The organism is Pectobacterium versatile (genome assembly GCF_020166435.1).
In the GTDB taxonomy this organism is placed as follows: Bacteria; Pseudomonadota; Gammaproteobacteria; order Enterobacterales; family Enterobacteriaceae; genus Pectobacterium; species Pectobacterium versatile.
Genome location: NZ_JAINZP010000002.1, coordinates 336947 through 351068 on the forward strand (window position 1 = coordinate 336947; position 14122 = coordinate 351068).

The window sequence follows — 14122 nt, forward strand, 5'->3', positions numbered from 1 at the left end:
TATAAAAATTTATTCATTCACAAAGGAATGTGAACATGTCTCGTGATATCTCACAGCGACTTATCGCTATCGATGCCCTGCGCGGTCTGGTTATGGTACTTATGTTACTGGACCATGTACGGGAAACCTTTTATCTGCACCTGCAACTCGCCGATCCGATTGATGTAGCCAGCACCGACCCCATGCTATTCATCAACCGTACGCTGGCGCATTTGTGTGCTCCCGTATTTGTCTTTTTAACCGGACTTTCTGCCGCGCTTTATCATCAGAAAGTGCAAGATCGCCGACAAACCGCCCTCTTCCTGTTCCAGCGCGGCTTAATTCTCATTCTTCTTGAGCTCACGTTGATCAACTTCGCGTGGACGTTCCAATTCCCGCCACAGGTCATTTATTTACAGGTCATTTGGGCCATCGGCATGAGCATGCTGGCTCTCAGCGCGCTGATCTGGTTACCCTCTGGGCTGGTTTTGATACTGGCCATCGTTATCGTGGGCGGACATAACCTGCTGGACCCTCTGCAGGTTTCCGCAGACTCCATCTGGTCCATTCCCTGGGCAATTTTGCACGATCGCGGTTGGATAGACATCGGCGACACATTCCGTATGCGTACTTCATACCCGGTATTGCCTTGGATTGGCGTCATTTCACTTGGCTACGTGGCTGGGGCGCTATACCGAAAAGAGGTATTTCCACTTCAGCGCCAGAAAGCCCTGCTCACTCTGGCTGGGATCACGCTCGCGCTGTTCTTCGTTCTGCGTAGCCTCAATCGGTATGGCGAAAAACCCTGGCAGCAGGGCGATGTCATCACGCAGACACTCATGAGTTATTTCAACATCACGAAATACCCGCCATCGCTGCTGTTCCTCTGTCTGACGCTTAGCATCGGGCTTTGCCTGCTTGCCGTATTCGAACGTCAGCAGCAAAAGCGCTGGCTGGTGATGCTGGCGAGCTTCGGTGCCGCGCCGATGTTTTTCTATCTACTGCATCTGTATGTTTTAAAAGGGATGTATTTAACCGCTGTCGCGATCTGGGGGAAAAATCAGGGAGAATGGTTCGGCTTTTCCGCCGTCTGGCAATTGTGGGTGTGCACTGTGATACTGATGGTCGTGTTATTTTCGCCCGTTCGCGCGTTTGCCCGCTTAAAAGCCCGCCGCAGAGACATCCGCTGGCTTAAATACTTCTAATCACTATCGTTTCAAACCGTCATCAGCTACTGCCCTTTTCCTGAAGTAAGAAAAAGGGCAGCGTCTTCTGGTGCCGACTACTTACCGCTGCTCGTCCGACGCTGTAACTGATCGCGCAGATTCGGCGGCGTGCCTTTAATCGTCAACGTATCCGTCGCCGGATCCCAGAAAATTCGCTCACCGAGCAATAGCGCATCAAAATTCAGACTGATGCCGCCGCCGCTGCCAGCAAATTTGGTCAGTTGGCGCAGCGTCCCACGATCGGCAGGGAAACTTTCTTCCAGCTCATAGCCCTGATCGGCTGAAAACTGCTGAAAGGTCTTTTCGCCAAGCGGTGGCAATTCCTGCGACAGCGACGCCAGCTCGATTTCTTCGCCGGACTGCAATTGCTCATTGCAGTAGCTATATACCTGCTGACGATAATTCTGGCGCTCGTTTTTATCTAACTGTGCCTCATCACAATACTCATCGACCGCTTTCAGCAAGCCACGGTTTTGTGCTTTGGTGTCCAGCCCTTCTGACGCGGCCAGAAAATCCATGAAGAAGTCAGATACTTTGCGCCCGACGCGGCCTTTGAGGAACGTCAGATAGCGAGTGGATTCTGGATTAACTTCCCATTCCGTCAAATCGATACGCGCAACGATATCGGCATGATTGATATCCAGATAGTGCGTGGTGCTGATATCCAGCTGTTCATTAACTCGCATGCTGTTGCAGCTATTGAGCACCGAGATCAGCAAATACTCGACCGCCAGATAACGATACTGGCAGAACAACACGATACCGCCTTCAGCAAACGGGTACTTCGCCAGCTCGTCACGCAAGCGTCCGGTCGCAGCGCGTGAGAAACTTAGAAAATCCTCATCCCCTTTGCGACAAGCTCGCAGCGCATCCGCCAGCTCGCTTTGCTCATTAAACAGCCCATAGGCCTTACTCTTGGCGCTGTAGACGCGATGCAGTTCAGCCATCATCTCTTCTACTGCCGCATTGGTTGGCAATAGGGAATCACGTAACACCATTTCCAGCGTTTGTTCGTCACGTTTAATTAGCTGATGCAGGGCAATCTGGGCGATATCCAGACTCATGATAAACTCTCCTTTTGGCAAGGCGCGTATTCAAACACTGATACGAACGACCCGCAACACATTAAAGCTGGCCCTTTACATCTGTACGCGCGCTAAGCGTCTACACTACTTATTGATAAAAGCACGCCAGTGATAAAAGTACGTTAATGATAAAAGTGCAGAAAAGCATAAGCCTATACGGTAAGATAAGCGACTTTACCAGCTTGAGATACGCCATTTTATGCCACAATCATCCCGTTATAGTGACGAACACGTTGAACAACTGCTTTCTGAGATGGTCAATGTTCTGGAAAAGCACCACGCCCCAACCGATCTTGCTTTGATGGTGCTCGGTAACATGGTGACGAACCTGATTAACACCAGCATCGCACCTGCACAACGTCAGGTTCTGGCGCGTTCTTTCGCTGAAGCCCTACAGGCTTCGATTAAAAAAGCCGATAAAGCTCACTAAGTTTTGACCAACGTATGGTAACCAACCGTCAGCGCTACCGCGAAAAAGTCTCCCAGATGATCAGTTGGGGACACTGGTTCGCCTTATTCAACATTTTGCTCACTTTGGGGCTGGGTAGCCGCTACCTGTTTGTTGCCGATTGGCCGACATCCCTGTTCGGTCGACTTTACGCACTGGTTAGCTGGCTTGGTCATTTTAGCTTCATCGTCTTTGCTGCCTATCTGCTGGTTATCTTCCCGCTCACATTTATTGTGATGTCGCAGCGCCTGCTACGGTTCCTGTCTGCGGCGTTGGCAACGGCTGGGCTGACGATACTGCTAGTGGATGTTGAAGTCTTTACACGCTTTCACTTGCACCTCAACAGCACCGTTTGGGAACTCGTCGTCAATCCGGGACAGGGTGAAATTGCCCGCGACTGGCAGTGGATGTTTATCGGCATTCCGTTGATTTTCATGGCAGAAATGCTGTTCGGCACTTGGTGCTGGCAAAAACTCCGCAGCCTGAACCGTCGCCATTTTGGCAAACCGTTAGCGGGCGTTTTCATCTCGGCGTTCTTCGCGTCACATCTGATGTACATCTGGGCCGATGCGAATTTCTATCGCCTGATTACCATGCAGCGCGCCAACCTGCCGCTGTCTTATCCGATGACGGCGCGTCGTTTTCTGGAAAAACACGGCCTGCTGGATGCACAGGAATATCAGCGTCGGCTGATGCAACAAGGCAATCCTGAAGCCATGACAGTGGAGTATCCGCTCAGTCACATCTCCTTCCGCGATAGCGGCAGCGGCTACAACCTGCTGATGGTGATGATTGACGATACGCCCCCCGACGCCATACAAAACCGGATGCCGAATCTTTCGCGTTTCGCCGCAGAAAACGTGCGTTTTAGCGATCATTACGATTCAGGTTCTCAGCCAGACGCCGCCTTGTTTAACCTGTTTTACGGCCTCTCGACGACCTATATGGACGGTATTTTGAGTGCGCGTAAACCTTCTGCCCTGATCACCGCGTTGAGCCAGCAGGGCTATCAGTTTGGGCTATTTTCAGCAAACGGCTTCAACAGCCCGCTTTATCGTCAGGCGCTGCTTTCTGATTTCTCCTTACCTGCGCCACAGCAGCAAGGCAGCGATGCCATCATTACGCAATGGCAGGAATGGCTCAACCGCGATAATAACCCGGCGCCTTGGTTCTCTTACGTTGAACTGAGCAGCTCACCAAAAACCACAGATGGCAAAGGTGCTGAGCCTAACGGTCGCATGAATATTCAGGACGTTGACCGCCAGATTGGGAAAATCATTAGTACCCTGCAGGAAAAAAACATTCTGAATAACACGGTCGTCATCGTGACAACTGCACAAAACCAGAATGCCAATACCAGCAACGCGACACGTTTTGCCCGTACCCAGTGGCAAACACCGCTCATTGTTCACTGGCCGAACACACCTGCACAAACCATTACGAAAATGACGGACAACAAAGACGTCATGACCACGCTAATGCAGCGCCTGCTCCACGTTAAAAACAGCACGGATGATTATTCGCAGGGCGAAGACCTGTTCTCTGCCCAGCGGCGCTACCCGTGGTTGATTAACGGCAACGGCAGCACGCTGCTCATCACAACGCCGGATCAGCTCATCGTGTTGGAAAGCAACGGCAACTACCGAGCTTACGACATGAAGGGAAATCGGTTGAATGATGAGAAACCGCAGCTTGCCCTACTCTTGCAGGTACTAACGAACGAAAGGCGCTTTATTGCCAACTAACTGCCTAAATCTAAAGCAGTCGTTCCATCAGGCTATTGCAATAAGGTCAGGAAAAGGTAGTATAAATGCTCATAGCATCGGCACGTAGCGCAGCCTGGTAGCGCACCGTCATGGGGTGTCGGGGGTCGGAGGTTCAAATCCTCTCGTGCCGACCAAATACAACTTCGGTTAGTATCGTTTACTACCGGAAACCCCACAAGAACCCGCATTCTCACTGAGTTTGCGGGTTTTTTGTTGCCTGTTATCTATCGGCATACCCCGTTTACAGCCGGAAAATTTGGGACTACATTTGGGACTAAATCAACGTAGTCCCATAAAACCGTAGTCCCAAAGGTAACGATCATGGCAATTCAGGCAAAGCCCCTCACAAACACGGAAGTCAAAGCTGCTAAAGCAATAGACAAAGAATTGTCGCTACATGATGGTGGCGGGCTGCTATTGTTCGTCAAACCTTCCGGCACAAAGACATGGCGTTTTCGCTATTACCACCCACAGACTAAAAAGCGCACTACGTTGACGTTTGGCAGCTATCCGGCAATTTCTTTGGCTGATGCCAGACAAATGCGGGAAGCAGCCAAAGCTCTCTTAGAAAAAAGCATCGATCCACAATTCCACCAGCAACAGCAGCGTGAACAAGAACAAGCCATCAACCTAAACACGTTCGCCAAAGTTTCCGCCGACTGGTACGAAGTGAAAAAGTCTCAACCGCTGGCCGAGAACACCATTAAAGATATCTGGCGCTCGTTAGAAAAATACGTGTTCCCGTTCATTGGAACCTTACCGATCACCCAGCTTACCGCTCGTCACTTCATCACCGCGTTGGAACCGATACAGGCCAGCGGCAAACTGGAAACCGTCAAGCGGGTAAGCCAGCGAATTAACGAGGTGATGGATTATGCGGTTAACTCTGGGCTGATTCCTGCTAACCCCGCCGCCAAGATCCGCAAAGCGTTTCAGACGCCGGTGAAAACCCATATGCCGACCATTCGGCCAGAGGCATTACCTGGCTTGATGAAAACGCTATCGGTCGCCAGCATTGAGTTACAGACCCGCTTATTGATTGAATGGCAGCTACTCACCGTTACCCACCCTGCCGAAGCCGCTGAAACCCGCTGGAGCGAAATAAACCTCACAGAGAAAACCTGGACGATCCCCGTTGGCCGAATGAAGATGCGTCGTGATCACGCTATTCCCCTACCCCCGCAGGCATTAGCTATTCTGGACGCCATGAAGCCCATCAGCGGACACCGTGAATATCTGTTTCCTTCCAGTAAAGACCCTAAGCAGCCGATGAACAGCCAGACCGCTAACGCCGCATTGCGCCGTATGGGTTACAAAGGCGTACTGGTATCCCACGGCCTACGTGCCATATTCAGCACTGCCGCCAATGAAGAAGGCTTCCCGCCAGACGTGATCGAAGCCGCCCTCGCCCACGTTGATACTAACGAAGTACGCCGCGCCTATAACCGATCCACTTATCTGGAACAGCGCAAAATATTGATGTGCTGGTGGGGTGAATTTGTCGAAAAAGCAGCAACGGGAAAAGTGATGGCGTCAGAAGGAGCCAGAGGATTGCGCGCAGTTAATGGCTGACACTGTATTTACATATGGGGCAATAAACGGAACCAGAAAAACACACGGAATAAGAATGAATTTTTTCATAAACTGATTGCAAAACAGCGTTCAATCACCAGAATCATTTATTTGAGTAAGTGATTCTGGATTTTTTCACTTTATCTATCCCTGAAACTCGAATTATTTAGCTCATATCATTATTCCAAAAATTTACTTACCTTCCAATTTTAAACCTTAATTATCATACACCTCCCTCTAGAACCGTTTAACTATCTGCACTGACCGGACAACGCCGGTTTCATTGGAGATAAACACGTATGAACCTGTTAGACAGAAAAATCCTGTTAAAGAAAGAAGTGAAAGCCATTCTGCGCGTTAGTTCAGACAGCAGCTTTCAGGAAATGATCAATGCCGGAGAATTCCCCAAAGGGTTTCGGGTTGGCTTACGGCGCGTAGGCTGGTTCGAGGATGAAGTTAGCGACTGGTTGAAGCAACGTATTGCAGAACGTGACCAGCAAACCGAAACCGCATAAGCCGACACCTTCATTTTTATTGCCGCGATAGCGGCATATCGGAATCACAAAATATGATGATCCAAAAATCTGGCACTGGCTGGAACGGGCATTGTTACGCCAAAAATCAGGAAACAGCCTTTTTTATACACAATAGCGAGTCCATTTTTCTCTCTCTGAAAAATGCGCAACGCTTAGCAAACCCAATACAAAACGTATTGACGCTGGCGGGGCATCTGGCTTATCGTTTCACCGTTGCCGCAAAATCGGCGACCAGGTTTGACAGCCTGAATGTACAAGCGGACGACCGCTTTAGTTTCATGCGGTTTTTTTACGTCCGTAAACCAAGTTATGCCCAAATTATGGTGGGGCGTAATGGGGGAGCCTTCGGGCTCGCCGGTTTCTTGTACGCCGGTCTGTCAACCCTGTTACGTCTCACCACCCCGATTGACAGCGGAGTGGTGGGGTTTTCAATCCCGTACAAGAAGCCGCCGCTATGGTTGCTACCCCTACCCCGTTTCACCCTCATTTCACCTTTCTCTTTCTGGCGGTCTACCGCACAGCGCCGCACGACAAACCGCACCGTAAAGCCATTATTGCGCAGAATGAGCGATCCGCTCGTCAGCATTTTGAGCCCGATTTTATTCTGTTCTTTGCTGGCCGCCTTCCCGTCCAGGAGGTGCGCCATGTTTGATAACACGCCGCTGGAACAGGAAGAACTGATCGACCAGTATCGTGCGCTGGCTTATGCCATCGTGGAGTTAAGGGAACCGCAGGCAAAAGAGATCCTGATGTTCATTCTTGCCGAACGGCTCGATGCGCTCCACCGCGCGCAGGAGGACGAGGCCGCATGAGCAACACGTTCATTCAAGACGTGCGGACAAAAGCCAACGGCCATTGGGAGGGAATTTTGCAGCGATTAGGCATCCCAACCAATCGGCAGGAAAGCGAATGCCCCAACTGTGGCGGGAATACCCGCTACCGTTTTGACGATAAAGAAGGTCGTGGCACCTATTTTTGTTCTCACTGCGGCGCAGGAACCGGACTGGATCTGGTGATGAAAGTGAACAAATGTGATGCGTGGCAAGCAGCGGAACAGGTCGCCGAAGTGCTGGCGCTTACGTTGCCCGTCATTACTCCCGCCAGTGAAAAGCCTGATCATCGTCTAGTTACCGAACAGGTGAATTCGCTGGTGGCGAAAGCGGTATCCGGACAATCTGAATATCTGCGGAATAAGGGGCTGCAACGCCCCTCACTACTGCTGGATGAGGGTTCCCTGTTGCTGGCACTGCAAGACATGGACGGCACCACCACTGGCGCACAGCTTATCAAACCTAATGGTGAGAAAAAGTTGATTGCCGGTAGCCGCAAGAAAGGCGCATTCATTCCCGTTAGTACCCTACCCAAACACACGGACACCGTAATCATTGCCGAAGGTTACGCCACGGCGATTACGGCATCGTTACTGATACAGGGTGTCGCTATCAGCGCGTTAGATAGCGGGAATCTGATTCACGTTGCGCGGTCTTGCCGTGCTGTCTGGCCGGACGCCAAAATCGTCCTTGCAGCGGACAATGACAACAAACCTGATGGTAGTAACACCGGAAAAATCGCGGCTGAAAAAGCGGCACTAGCGGTAAACGGTTGGGTGGCGCTCCCGCCGACAACTGAAAAAGCCGACTGGAATGATTACTACCAGCAGCATGGCGCGGCGGTATCCATATCGGCCTTTGCTGCCTCACTTTATCTTCCTGGACAAAAACAGCAGTCGTCTTCCGGTTCCCCCTTAAAACCTTACGCAGATATTCGTCATGGCGGACTGTATTGGGTAGAGCCGAAGACTGACCATGACAGCGGCGACATTATCGAGCGTGAAAGCTGGCTGTCTGATCCTATTACGGTGTCGGGGATTGGATCGGATGAGTCAGAGCGTTATCTGGTTTTAAGCTGGACGCCAAGCGGTGAAAGCCAGCCCCGCACCGAAGCCATTCCAATGCGCGATATTGGCGAACGTGAAGGCTGGGCGCGATTACGTGCGGGTGGATTGGCAGTCACGGCCAAAGGCGGGTTACGGGCAATACTGGCCGATCACTTGTGTCGCAGTCATGCCGGTTGCCGCTGGGCAATTGCCAGCGCGACAGGCTGGCAGCATGGCGCTTACCTGATGCCGGACGGTTCAGTGATCGGCACGCCAAACATTCCCGTCTTATTCAACGGTAAATCAGGTGCCGCCAAAGGTTATGCCACCAGCGGAACGGCGCAAAGCTGGCGTGAAAACGTCGCGGCGCTAGCACAAGGTAATCCCTCCATGATGTTGGGGATCGCCTGCTCCTTTGCTGCGCCGCTTATTGGGCTGGTAAATGCGGACGGGTTCGGCGTCCATCTGTTTGGCGGTTCCTCTGCGGATAAAACCACCACCGGCAATATCGCCTCTTCTGTCTATGGCGATCCTAACGCACTTAAACTGACGTGGTATTCCACCGCATTGGGGCTGGTGAACGAAGCCGCCGCCCACAATGACGGCTTTATGCCGCTGGATGAAATCGGGCAAGGCAGCAATCGCAAAGCCGTGGCCGATGCCGCCTATGCGCTATTTAACGGCGTGGGTAAAATTCAGGGAGCCAGAGAAGGCGGCAACCGAGAGCTAAAACGCTGGCGAGCAATGGCGTTCAGTACCGGCGAGATCGATCTGGAAAGCTATATCCGCGCTGACGGTGGACGGGTAAATGCTGGTCAATTGGTGCGCCTGCTGAATGTCCCGATCACCAAAGCGACGGTATTTCATGGCTATCAGGACGGCAAAGCCCATGCCGACGCGATCCGTGATGCCAGTAACGCCCATTATGGCGCGGTTGGTCGGGCGTGGATCGCTCACCTTGCCAGCCAGAAAGAAAACGCGCTGGCAACCTACCGCGAAACAGAACGTCGCTGGTTATCACTCTTGCCCGATGATGCCAGCGAACAAGTGCGGCGTGTAGCATCACGTTTTGCCGTGTTGGAAGCCGCTTTATTACTTTCTGCCTCTTTTACTGGCTGGACGGCGCAGGAATGTCACGATGCGTTACAGCATAGCTTCTATGCCTGGGTAAATGAATTTGGCATGGGCAACCGTGAAGCCAAAGCCTGGGTAGAACAGGCCGATGCCTTTTTGCACCAGTTCGGCTACAGCCGTTATTTACCACACCCCAATCCTGATCCACGCGATTTACCCATCAAGGATTTGGCAGGGTATCGGGTGAAAAAACCTGGAGCCGATACGCTGGTGTTTCACACCTTCCCCGCCGTGTTCAATAACGAAATTGCCACTGGTGCCAATGCCGCTGCGTTTGCGCAGGTGTTGGCCGATGCTGGAATGCTGGACAAACCCGCCAAAGGCATCACGCGCAAATCACTGCGTATTGACGGCAAGCAGCCACGCTTTGTGGTGCTCATGACACTCGACGACGAGGAAGAGTAAATCACGCGTAAGGTAAAATAAGGTCGGTTCGGTAGGTTCAGTCGGTTCATTAATTTAATACATTGATTTATCGTTATTTTTATTTGAATAGTGAACCGACCCTGAACCGACTTTAGCCATTTTGAACCGACCTAACCAAACGCCCCTTTTCTGGCTGGCTTGGTGAACCGACTTTCACACCGCGTGAACCTACCCCTAGGTCGGTTCAATTCTGAAAATAATTACCCTATCTATCAATCAGTTGACTACGTGAACCGACTGAACCTACCGAACCGACCCACTTTTGCTTATCTATAAGAATTTGCGCACACAAAAATCATGCAGTGTTAATACATTGCCAGCGAGCAAGTACGCAAAATGAAACGGAGCTGCTACGATAAAATTCGCAATGTGGTTCGCAGTTGTGCGCATTACTATGCGAACTGCGTACCACGCTGCAACCCGCACCACGCCTCATTTCATTCAATTTGAAATCAATTTTTTGGTCGGTACGCATGTATAGAAATGCTATGGTTTTTGCGAAGTCGGCGCTGCGGGAGGTTGGGGAAGAGAAATGATGTTGACGATATGCGTACAAGAACCTTTATCAAAACGTAGCTCTCGGTCACCCCATTCCTCAAACACTCGGTTAGGCGACAACCCACCAATATCCCAAGGAATAAAGCCAGTACACACACCTTTTGCACGATCACCAAGTTTTTCGATGAAACATTTTTTCACTGTATCGTAAATCATAACATCCCCGTGCTTACGCATAGTACCAGACCACATAGAAGCTCCGAGGATCGTCTGTAGATTATCGCAAACAAGATGTTGGTATTTTTCTAACAAGAATCGATAGGCTGTAACACCTATTCTGGCAGAGTCATATGGAGGCTCAAGGTAAGCACCTTTGATCTGTTTTCCAAGACACTCTTTAGCATCCAAGCCTACGAACGGGAAATTATTATATGCAAACCGCCCGACAATACACGAATTGTCCGTATCATCAACAATCTGAATTTTGATGATATGTTCGGCAGCTTCAAATGCATTTGCACCTTCTTCATCCATTACACGCTCAATTTCTGCGATTTGATAATCTACGTTGTAAGAAGGTAAAAGGTACACAACAAGCAAATTATCGAACTCACCACCATTGGCACACAATTCAACGTAGCGGACGACATCGCCATCTTCAGTTGCGAAATTAAAGTTGTCTATAATCGAATAGCCGCCCAGAGAGAGCGGCATAATGTTCAACTGCTTGCTATAGTGTTCATCAATTAAAGAAGGTGCCATTGTTCTTTTTTGCGTTCCGATAGAACGTTTTCCTTGAGTTCATTGAACCTATTATTCATGAATTGTACAACAGCAGACTCAATTTTAGGAACTACTGACTCTTTAATGTTCGCAATCTCTGGATACTGCTCTTGTGGCTTTAGGACGAAGCGCAACTTATTGTTGCGAACAACCACTTCTGCCAACGGAGTAACAAGAGAGGTACTATTAGAAATTTGTTCTGCACGAGCTACATCACTTTTGAACGTGACGATGAAGTGCTGGCGGTCAGCTGTTTTACGGGACAACATACGGCGCACTTCGACAGCATCTTCATTATTGTGAAAACGCATCGGAAAGCTGTCGATAACCGCAGTATTGGTACGGATCGTTTGCATTGAACGCGTATTGTCATGATAGTTGAGCATGTTTCCACCTTAGCCGTTAACACAAATGTCATTACAGCGACCCCATCGGGGTTGAGAGGCTACGATAATGCCGTCGCAGCTTATAAATTAACGGATGATTCTCTTGACACCTGTTGATTAAATCTACATCAGACGTAAGATAATTGCAACCAACGTAACCGGCGAGAAGCCCTTGTAGCAAAGGCTTCTCGGTATTTCAGCCCTCTTTTTTTATCGTGCCATTCATACACCTCTCAGTGTCAGTAGCTGCGTTTCAATAACGCAACCACTTCTTACAATGCAGTTCATCGATCCGCTAAACTCATAGCTCTTAGCAGACAGCCAAATTAAATAACGAATAATCGACTTCAGAATTGGAAGCAACATCCCAAACACCATTAAGTAGCCACTTGCCTCTCTCTTCTCACCTCACTACAATGTATACAAAACGCACAATGTAGTGAGGTGGCAGTATGGGTGTCATGTCCGTTCGATTAAATGATGAAACAACTGCGCAGCTTGATGCGCTGGCTAAAGCTACGGGACATACTCGCTCTTTTCTGGCTGGACAAGCTATTGAAGACTATCTTGCGCGGGAAGCCTGGCAGATAGCGGAGATCGAGCAAGCCATTAAAGAAGCCGATGCGGGCGATTTTGTCTCATCAGATGAGATGAACAATCTGTTTAAAAAGTTAGGTACGGTAAGACATGGAAATTAAATGGCTGCGTAAAGCTGCGGCCAATTTGGAAGCCGAGTACCTCTACATCGCGCAGGACGATCCACAAGCCGCCAGCCAATTCGTAGATGAAGTCCAAAGGTTGACAGAATTACTACCGCAACAGCCAGCAATGGGAAGACCTGGCCGTGTACCTGGAACGCGTGAACTGGTGTTAACGCACTATCCCTACATCATCCCCTACCGTGTGAAAAATAATATGCTCCAGATTCTACGCGTCTTTCATACGCATAGACGTTTACCATCAAAATGGTGAACTACCGCCTTTTTGAATTTTAGCGCGCGCACATCCACCAACTAACCACCACTCAGCCATGAAAGACAACAAAAAACACGACCAACAATCAAGATCGTCCGGTTGGGGCGGGAAACGTGCTGGTGCAGGTGCTCCCGTTGGCAACACCAATGCGGTGAAACATGGAGAACGCAGCCGCCAGGCATTCTTTCCTTTGGCTGGTGATAATGGACAGTTCACGCCGTTGCAATTGCTACGTGTAAGAAACTTGCTCCTTGCTGAACGTGTCGGCGAATTGATGCACAGATCTCTTTCTTTGGGTACAGCCGAGTGGCGCGAGTTTATGTTGCTCGATGGGATTCTATGGCAACACACCCGAAAAATGATGGTATTGGAGCGTCGTAAAGCAAAATTAAATTTACAGCACAGACAGCGCTAAAAACCAGCGTATACAACGGGCGAGAGATAGCCATTTTAAACTGACTTTTCTCTATGGGACTACGATTGGGACTATGAAGTAAAAATCAAAAACACAAATTATCTAAAAATCATAATATTGAATAACAAATTCAATTTCTCTCGTGGTATCGTTTACTACCGGAAACCCCACAAGAACCCGCATTCTCACTGAGTTTGCGGGTTTTTTGTTGCCTGTTATCTATCGGCATACCCCGTTTACAGCCGGAAAGTTTAGGCATACGATTGGGCATACAATGCCTATATGCCTAAACCATGTATGCCTAAACCGGATTGTGGGGATGAATCATGGCACGACAAACCAGACCATTAACCAATACTGAAGTTAAAGCAGCCAAAACGGACGACAAGCCAGTAGTGCTTTACGATGGTGACGGACTAGAGCTACTGATTAAACCTAGGCAATGTGAAGCTCTGGCATTTTCGCTGAAAAATACGAGTTCCCGTTGATTGAAAGCCCACCGACTACACAACTTGTCGCTCGTCATTTTGTAATTATCCCGATAAACCAAATTTTTTACTAAGCTTTAGCAGCAGATTTATAATAAATATCAAAATCTTACTTCGCCATGTTAGAGACTTTTATCAATCGATAAAACATTTACTACCCAAGAGAAGTCAAATGAAATACATGATTAAAAATGGAGATAATGTTATTGGTACCACTGAATTAGAGTTAGGTGATCCTCCTATGGGCTTTGTGTTTGGTATTCTTGAGCCAACACATTTTTATACACCAGATGTCGATATAACTGGCTGTAGAGTGTACATTAATGAAACAAACGAAGAAATTGCCAGTAAATTCATTACTATCGAAGATCATTCAGAAGAGTTTGGCGAACAGTGTATAGAGATCACTATTTTAGTCAGATCAGCAGAAGTGTATGAAAAATTCTTCAAAAACCACTTGGAAAATTATGAAAAAATTTAGCCAAGCAGTCATTAACAAATAAGGTATGACTACCACAGCAGCTTGTAA

The 14122-nt window shown here is 49.2% G+C and carries 16 protein-coding genes and 1 tRNA gene; 14 read left to right on the forward strand and 3 right to left on the reverse strand.

The window, feature by feature from the left end; translation table 11 throughout:
• Nucleotides 1–35 precede the first annotated feature (35 nt).
• Nucleotides 36–1184, forward strand: a complete 1149-nt coding sequence (locus K7X24_RS04315; protein ID WP_224553185.1) for a DUF1624 domain-containing protein — start codon at nucleotides 36–38, stop codon at nucleotides 1182–1184.
• 77 nt (nucleotides 1185–1261) lie between these two features.
• Here K7X24_RS04315 and yejK read toward each other — a convergent pair whose 3' ends face one another.
• Complete coding sequence (yejK, locus tag K7X24_RS04320; RefSeq protein WP_130622043.1) at nucleotides 1262–2269, reverse strand: nucleoid-associated protein YejK; 1008 nt, start codon at nucleotides 2267–2269, stop codon at nucleotides 1262–1264.
• Nucleotides 2270–2489: 220 nt separating this feature from the next.
• On the opposite strand from yejK, the gene K7X24_RS04325 reads away from it, so the two are divergent.
• The 8 genes from K7X24_RS04325 (at nucleotide 2490) to K7X24_RS04360 (ending at nucleotide 10027) form a co-directional block, all read left to right on the forward strand.
• Complete coding sequence (locus K7X24_RS04325; RefSeq protein WP_005967239.1) at nucleotides 2490–2720, forward strand: YejL family protein; 231 nt, start codon at nucleotides 2490–2492, stop codon at nucleotides 2718–2720.
• Nucleotides 2721–2734: 14 nt separating this feature from the next.
• Nucleotides 2735–4483, forward strand: a complete 1749-nt coding sequence (gene yejM / locus K7X24_RS04330; protein WP_224553187.1) for an LPS biosynthesis-modulating metalloenzyme YejM — start codon at nucleotides 2735–2737, stop codon at nucleotides 4481–4483.
• A gap of 78 nt (nucleotides 4484–4561) precedes the next feature.
• Nucleotides 4562–4638 (forward strand) — tRNA-Pro (locus K7X24_RS04335).
• Between the two features lie 187 nt (nucleotides 4639–4825).
• The gene (locus tag K7X24_RS04340; protein WP_224553190.1) at nucleotides 4826–6076 is read left to right on the forward strand and encodes an integrase domain-containing protein; all 1251 of its coding nucleotides are present in this window, start codon (nucleotides 4826–4828) and stop codon (nucleotides 6074–6076) included.
• Between the two features lie 299 nt (nucleotides 6077–6375).
• Nucleotides 6376–6591, forward strand: a complete 216-nt coding sequence (locus K7X24_RS04345) for a helix-turn-helix transcriptional regulator (protein WP_014915001.1) — start codon at nucleotides 6376–6378, stop codon at nucleotides 6589–6591.
• Between the two features lie 475 nt (nucleotides 6592–7066).
• Complete coding sequence (locus K7X24_RS04355) at nucleotides 7067–7264, forward strand: host cell division inhibitor Icd-like protein (protein WP_224553356.1); 198 nt, start codon at nucleotides 7067–7069, stop codon at nucleotides 7262–7264.
• Nucleotides 7257–7424, forward strand: a complete 168-nt coding sequence (locus K7X24_RS22140) for a hypothetical protein (protein ID WP_411961331.1) — start codon at nucleotides 7257–7259, stop codon at nucleotides 7422–7424. Before K7X24_RS04355 ends, K7X24_RS22140 begins: the two co-directional genes overlap by 8 nt.
• The gene (locus K7X24_RS04360) at nucleotides 7421–10027 is read left to right on the forward strand and encodes a TOPRIM and DUF927 domain-containing protein (RefSeq protein WP_224553192.1); all 2607 of its coding nucleotides are present in this window, start codon (nucleotides 7421–7423) and stop codon (nucleotides 10025–10027) included. The genes K7X24_RS22140 and K7X24_RS04360 overlap by 4 nt, the downstream gene beginning before the upstream one ends.
• A gap of 507 nt (nucleotides 10028–10534) precedes the next feature.
• Here K7X24_RS04360 and K7X24_RS04365 read toward each other — a convergent pair.
• Together K7X24_RS04365 and K7X24_RS04370 are read right to left on the reverse strand one after the other, a co-directional pair.
• On the reverse strand, nucleotides 10535–11308 hold the full coding sequence (locus tag K7X24_RS04365; RefSeq protein WP_224553194.1) for a hypothetical protein: 774 nt from the start codon (nucleotides 11306–11308) through the stop codon (nucleotides 10535–10537).
• Complete coding sequence (locus K7X24_RS04370; RefSeq protein WP_224553196.1) at nucleotides 11293–11715, reverse strand: hypothetical protein; 423 nt, start codon at nucleotides 11713–11715, stop codon at nucleotides 11293–11295. Before K7X24_RS04370 ends, K7X24_RS04365 begins: the two co-directional genes overlap by 16 nt.
• A 452-nt stretch (nucleotides 11716–12167) precedes the next feature.
• Here K7X24_RS04370 and K7X24_RS04375 point away from each other — a divergent pair, with 452 nt between their 5' ends.
• From K7X24_RS04375 to K7X24_RS04395, 5 genes are all read left to right on the forward strand, one after another.
• A complete protein-coding gene (locus tag K7X24_RS04375) occupies nucleotides 12168–12413 on the forward strand; it encodes a CopG family ribbon-helix-helix protein (protein WP_224553198.1) in 246 nt (81 codons plus the stop codon).
• Nucleotides 12403–12687 (forward strand): type II toxin-antitoxin system RelE/ParE family toxin, encoded by a 285-nt coding sequence (locus K7X24_RS04380; RefSeq protein ID WP_224553200.1) that lies wholly within the window; start codon nucleotides 12403–12405, stop codon nucleotides 12685–12687. Before K7X24_RS04375 ends, K7X24_RS04380 begins: the two co-directional genes overlap by 11 nt.
• Before the next feature lie 58 nt (nucleotides 12688–12745).
• Nucleotides 12746–13105, forward strand: coding sequence for a hypothetical protein (locus tag K7X24_RS04385; protein WP_224553202.1), 360 nt, complete (start codon nucleotides 12746–12748; stop codon nucleotides 13103–13105).
• A 326-nt stretch (nucleotides 13106–13431) separates the two neighbouring features.
• A complete protein-coding gene (locus K7X24_RS04390) occupies nucleotides 13432–13593 on the forward strand; it encodes a hypothetical protein (RefSeq protein WP_411961332.1) in 162 nt (53 codons plus the stop codon).
• Nucleotides 13594–13765: 172 nt separating this feature from the next.
• Nucleotides 13766–14074 (forward strand): hypothetical protein, encoded by a 309-nt coding sequence (locus tag K7X24_RS04395; RefSeq protein WP_224553203.1) that lies wholly within the window; start codon nucleotides 13766–13768, stop codon nucleotides 14072–14074.
• Nucleotides 14075–14122 lie beyond the last annotated feature (48 nt).